Origin of the sequence: Streptomyces sp. W16 (genome assembly GCF_033194735.1) — a bacterium.
Lineage (GTDB): Bacteria > Actinomycetota > Actinomycetes > Streptomycetales > Streptomycetaceae > Streptomyces.
The window spans coordinates 1-5,754 of record NZ_JAWOAI010000577.1; the positions used below are offsets into that span (position 1 = coordinate 1).

General features: G+C 72.0%; 4 protein-coding genes and 2 pseudogenes. All 6 read right to left on the reverse strand.

Annotated elements, in window-relative coordinates; genetic code table 11:
- Positions 1-198 (reverse strand): annotated as a pseudogene (locus tag R6V09_RS44210) (3-carboxy-cis,cis-muconate cycloisomerase); the annotation flags it as partial.
- Entirely contained in the window at positions 195-2,156 is a 1,962-nt protein-coding gene (locus R6V09_RS44215; RefSeq protein ID WP_317887134.1) for an FAD/NAD(P)-binding protein, read from the reverse strand. The gene R6V09_RS44215 and the pseudogene R6V09_RS44210, both read right to left, overlap by 4 nt.
- Positions 2,157-2,232: 76 nt before the next feature.
- Positions 2,233-3,189 carry a prephenate dehydrogenase gene (locus R6V09_RS44220; RefSeq protein WP_317887135.1) on the reverse strand — a complete coding sequence of 319 codons (957 nt, stop codon included), beginning with the start codon at positions 3,187-3,189 and terminating at the stop codon, positions 2,233-2,235.
- Positions 3,190-3,212: 23 nt separating this feature from the next.
- Positions 3,213-4,127, reverse strand: a complete 915-nt coding sequence (locus R6V09_RS44225) for a phytanoyl-CoA dioxygenase family protein (RefSeq protein ID WP_317887136.1) — start codon at positions 4,125-4,127, stop codon at positions 3,213-3,215.
- A 70-nt stretch (positions 4,128-4,197) separates the two neighbouring features.
- Positions 4,198-5,319: a 4-hydroxyphenylpyruvate dioxygenase gene (hppD, locus tag R6V09_RS44230; protein WP_317887137.1), complete on the reverse strand. Its 1,122-nt coding sequence runs from the start codon at positions 5,317-5,319 to the stop codon at positions 4,198-4,200.
- Between the two features lie 13 nt (positions 5,320-5,332).
- Positions 5,333-5,754, reverse strand: a pseudogene (locus tag R6V09_RS44235) (beta-ketoacyl synthase); the annotation flags it as partial.

Below are 5,754 nucleotides of genomic sequence, written 5' to 3' on the forward strand. Positions count from 1 at the left end.
GATCGTCCGGGCGGCCCGCTCGGGTACGACACCGAGCGCCGCCTGAGCCCGTACGAGCGCGGCCTCCGCGTCCAGCAGGGCCTGCAGCCAGGCCTCGTCGGAGGTGGCAGCCGCGGCAGCGGTACCCGCCGACACCGGGCTGAGCAGCCCGGCGTCGAGGCCCGCACCCAGCCCCTCCCCACGCCCGATTCCCGTCACGGCACGACCACCTCCGCGTTCTCGACGCTCGTGTCGGACACCCCGCCGAGGAGGAGCAGGCTGCGGGCCAGGGCGTCGGCGTCGCCCAGGGTCACCGAGTTGACGCCCGGGCGGATGCCCGCCGCCGTCGCCCAGTGGACGGACTCGGTGGGGACGCCGTACGCGAACCTTCTCGGGTGGGGTACGCCCTCGGCGTCCAGCAGGTGGAAGGGGCAGGGGGAGACGGCGAGGCCGCCGGTCTCGTAGCGCACTCCGTCGTCGCCGGTGAGGACGTGCGGTCGGCACTGGCCCTGCTCCAGGAGGGAGGTCAGGAGTGGATCGGCGGTGGTGCGCAGGTCGACGGCCGGGAGCCGGGCGTCGACCAGTACGTTCGCCTCGCACCGGGAGCCGGGCACCCGTGCCGAGTCGAGGACGAACACCCCCTTCTCGGCGTCCGGGCGTGCCGTCGTGTCCGGGCCGAGCACCCGCAGGACCCCCGCCTCGATGAGTGCGACGGCTTCCTCGATACGCCGGGCCGGCGGGCCGATCGACAGGAACGCGTTGAGCGGCGTGTACCAGCCGTCGAGGTCGTCACGGTGGGAGGAGCCGACGAGTCCGCCGTGGTCCACCAGCAGGCGTACTTCGTTGCGTACGTCGCGCAGCACGTCCAGTGCGGCCTTGAGCGGGCCGTCCACGTTGCCGGCGAGGGCCGCGTCCACGTCCGCGCGCAGATAGCCGAGGAGCCAGTCCTGGAAGTCGCGGGGCGAGGCGAAGGACAGCCCGTCGAAGGGCCGGGCCACGCGCTCCCAGTCCCAGCGTTCACCGGGGCCGATGCCGGCCGCGGCCAGTATCCGCGCCTCCTCGGCGCCGCCGGCGGGCGCGGACGGATACTCCGCACACAGCCGTTCGGCCTCGGCGGTCCGGCCGCGGGCGGTGAGCAGGGTCGTGTAGTAGACGGTCTCGACCTCCTTGGCGACCAGCGGCCAGATCGCGGTGCGGAAGTCCAGGCCGCCCCAGGTCTCGGACCGGGTGCGCAGGTCCTTGATGACCTCCGGCGTCAGCAGGAGGGGCGTGTGGCGGCCGTGCGGGCCCTTCTGGTTCTCGCCGCGCGCGTGGAACGGCAGTCCCCGGCGGGAACCCGCGCTCAGCCTCGGTTCCAGTCCCGACGGGACGTAGCGGAGCCGTCCGTCGCGCCGCCGGTAGGTGCCGCCCCTGCCCTCGGTGAACAGGGCCATGTAGTCGAAGAAGTTGAGACCGAGGCCCAGCAGGGCGACGTGGTCGTCGGAGCGGATGTCCGAGAGGTCCGTGTCCGCCGGATTGGCCGGCGGGATGTAGCGCAGGGCGTGCCGGTCGGCGAAGGCCGAGAGCCGCCTCTCGCGGGTGGTGGCGCGCAGCGGCAGATGTCCCTGGGCCATCACGACCGCGTGCAGGCCGGTCAGCACGATGCCGTTCTCCAGCCGCACCCACTGGCTGCCGCCGGGGCTCTCGTCGCGCAGCGCCACCGCTCTGGCCCGGTGGACGACGATGGTCACCTGTCGTGGGGCGGTGTTCCGTACCCGCTGGAACACCCAGCCCAGGTAGTACCCGCAGAAGGCGCGGGTGGGATAGGAGTCGGGGGTCAGGGCGCGGGCCTCGGCGAGCACGGACTCCGGGCAGTCCGGGCCGTCCTCGTCCTCCAGGCCGAGCGCGAGGAAGCGGGCCCACTCGTACAGGCTGGGGCCCTGGACCAGCGGGCCCGCCATCTCCACGCTCTCGTCGGTGAACACGGTGGTCTGGGACGCCACGGTGTTGGTGAGCAGCCGCCGGGGCTGGGTGGTGCGCCAGACCCGCCCGGCGCCGGGCGGGAAGGGGTCCACGACGTGCACGGTGACGTCCGTGCCGGGTGCGACCTCCTCCGCGTTGGCGCAGATCCGTTCGAGCACCGCGAGCCCGCGGGGGCCCGCGCCGATCAGGCAGACGTCTAACCGTCGGGTGTTCATGGGTCGGTCTCCACTGGTTTGTGGGTCGTCGGGGTCTCCCCGGTGGTCCTCTGCCGTGGCGCGGGCCGTTCGGGTGTCACCTGCGCAGGGCCGGGACGGGCCGGACGGGCGGGTCCGACTCGCGAACGTCGTCGTGCGGCCTGCCGTCCGTGCCGTCGGTGTCCGCGGCGGTGTGCGGTGCGGGCGGGTCGAGTCGTTCACGGCCCTCGATGCCACGGGCGAGGGCGGACCGCAGGATGGTCACGGCCTCCTCCCCCGCCGGCCCGCCGAGGCCCAGCCGGTCGAGTGCGGCCAGGACCTCGCTCAGGTCGGCGGACAGGTCGGTCAGCACGGTGTGCACGGCTTCCGCGTTGCTGCCGAGGATGTCCGTCCACAGTCCGACGTCGCCCGCGGCGATCCGGGTGGTGTCCCGCAGTCCCCGGCCCGCCAGCTGGAGCTGGTCGTCGCCGGCGTCGGCGAGCCGGGCGGCCAGCAGACTGGACACCAGGTGCGGGGTGTGCGAGACGAGGGCCACCGCGCGGTCGTGCTCGGCGTGGTCCATCAACAGCGGCCGGGCTCCGCACAGTTGGACCAGTTGCTGGGTGCGTCCGAGTGCGGCGTCCCCGGAGTGCCGGGAGGGGGTGAGCACCCAGGGGCGGCCGTGGAAGAGGTCGCTCCGGGCCGCCGTGGGCCCGGACCGTTCACTGCCTGCCATCGGGTGTCCGCCGACGAACCGGGTCAGGTCGCAGCCGGCCGCGGTCATCTGGCGGTGCGGCCCGCCCTTGACGCTCGCCACGTCGGTGTAGCTCTCGGCCAGGTCCCGGCCCTGCCATTCGGCGAGCGCGTCCGCCGTACCGCTCGGCGGGACCGCGAGTACGGCCAACTCCACTGGTTCGCGGGGTAGTTGGGCGATTCCCGCACCGATGGCCTCGGCGGTGCGCGCCACCTCGGGGATCCGGTCGACGAGGTAAGTCGTCACCCCCTGGGCCCGCAGTGCCAGGGCCACCGAGGTGCCGATCATGCCGGTGCCGACCACGACGGCGCTACGCAACACGGTCTTCTCCCGCGGGCCGCCGGTCAGGAGCGCCACAGCACCGGGCAGTACTCGGGGTCGGCGTAGTCGGGCCGGCCGGCGGCGTCGCGCCGGACCAGCACGTCGTGGTTGTACGACACCGACGAGCCGTCGGAGCGGCGGAAGTCCTGGTAGCGGTTGGCACCGTCCTGGAGGTGCAGCGAGACGGCCCGGCGCGGGCGGTCGGCGCGGTTGGCGCCGCTGCCGTGGTAGGTGCGGCAGTGGTGGAAGCTCATGTGGCCGCGCGGGATGTTCATCGGGACCTTGCGGACCTCGGCGTTGTTGAACGCCGCGTTCTCCTCCAGCATCGCGTCCAGCTGGCTCGGGTCGCGCTCGGCGAAGTGCAGCGAGGTGTGGTCGTTGGCCGAGGTCTCCTTCCAGCGGTGGCTGCCGTCCACCATGGTGATGGTGCCGAGCTGTTCGTCGCAGTCGTGGAAGGGGATGAAGGCGGTCAGCATGTTCTCGGACGTGCAGTTGGCCCAGTAGTGCTTGTCGAAGTGCCAGGGCACGACGTTGCTCTGCTCCTCGGGCAGCGGCGGCTTGAGGATGAGGGTCGACTGGAACAGCCGTATCTCCTCGGCCTCGGCGAGCCGGGCGGCGACCGCCCCGATCAGCGGCTTGCGCAGGACGCGGCCGATCGTGTCGTCCTCGTAGTGGATGTAGTCGTTGTGCCGCTGCACGGATCCGGCGGAGGGCTCCCAGTAGGCGAGTTTGGGCGGGCGGGCCGGCAGGGTGCGGTCGCGGTGGCCGGCGTAGAAGCGTTCGCCGGCGTCGACCAGCACTTGCGTCTCCTCGTCGGTGAGGAGCTTCTTCGACAGGTACCAGCCGTGTTCGAGGTAGTGGTCGATCTCGGTGTCGGTGGGCAGTAACGCGCGTTCCGCGTCGGTGAGTTCGAAGCGGTTCGGTTCTTCGGGGTTCACAGTTCTTCTCCTGTGTGGGGCATGCGGGTGTCGCGGGCCGGGAGACTGCGGCGGGGACCGGTGGTGCCGGTCAGACCCGGGCGGTCTCCTCGCGGGCGACGGCTTCGTAGAGGGCCTTGATGTTGCCGCTGCCGAAGGTGCGGGCGCCGTGCCGGTCGATGACCTCCCAGAAGAAGGTCTGGCGTACGTGCATGGAGCGGGCGAAGATCTGGAAGACCTGGCCCCAGTGGTCGCGGTCGACCAGGACATTGGTGCGGCGCAGGTCGTCCAGGCGCAGGTCGGTGCGGCCCAGGCGCTGTTCGAGTTCGTCGTAGTAGGTCGCGGGTGTGTCGAGGAAGGGGACACCGCGGCTCTTCAGCGTCTCGACGGTGGCGATGATGTCGTCGCTGAGCAGCGCGAGGTGCTGTACTCCGGCGCCGCCGTGGCGGGCGATGAAGTCGTCGATCTGGCCGGGGCGGCGGCCCGGTACCGGCTGGATCAGGGTGAAGGTGACCTTCCCCGAGGGGCTCTGGACCACCTTCGAGTCCATGGCCTGTTCGCCGACCTCGATGAACTCCTCGAAGATCTGGGAGAAACCGAAGACCTTCTCGTAGAAGGCGACGGTCTCGTCCAGTTGCCCCGCGGGCAGGCACACCGCCGCGTGGTCGACGACGCTGATCAGTGCCTCGGGTCCGTCGGGATCGGCGGCGAACACGTCCATGACGCCGGGCAGGAACTCGGTCCGGTCGCCGACGCGTTGGACGAAGGTGTGGGTGACGTCGCCGAAGCCGGCCACGGTGGCGGTGGTGACCTCGGTTCCGCAGCGGGCGTGGGTGACGGGTTCGGACACCGAGACGGCGCCCGCCCGGACCGCTTCGGTGTGCGCCCGGACCGCGTCGCTCACCTCGAAGGCGATGCCGGCGACTCCGTCGCCGTGCCGGCTGACGTAGTCGGCGACCGGGTGGTCGGCGGTCAGCGCGGAGGTGAGCACGATCCAGGTGCCGCCCTGGCTCAGCAGCAGTGAACGGCGGCCGTCGAGGCCGGTGTCAGGACCTGCCTGGCCCACCAGCCGGAATCCGAAGGCGGTGCAGAGGGAGAACGCCCATTGCTGGGCATCCCCGACGTAGAACTCGACATGGTCGATGCCGTCGATGTTCACGGAACGTCCTTTCGCGTTACGGGTCTTCTGCTCGGTCGTGACGTCTGACGCCATGCCGGTCGCGGTGTCAGCGACCGCGTCTGGTGCGGGAGCCGGCCCGGCCGAGGAGCAGGCTCACGTTGTGGCCGCCGAACGCGAAGGAGTTCGACAGCACGGCCTCCGTCCCGCTCGGCCGGGCGGTGCCGCGCACATGGTCGAGTTCGCAGTCGGGCGCCACGTCCTGGAGGTTGTGCGTGGGAGGCAGCCGGCCGGTGCTCAGGGCGAGCGCGCACACGGCCGCCTCGACTGCGCCCGCGCCGCCCAGCAGATGGCCGGTCATCGACTTCGAGCTGCTGACGGCGGGGCCGCCGCTGGTGCCGAAGACGGTGCGCACCGCGCGGGCCTCGGCGATGTCGCCGAGCTTGGTGGCGGTGCCGTGCGCGTTGACGTAGCCGATGTCGTCGGGTGTCAGCCCGCCGCTGGCCAGGGCGGCCCGCATGCTCTGGACCG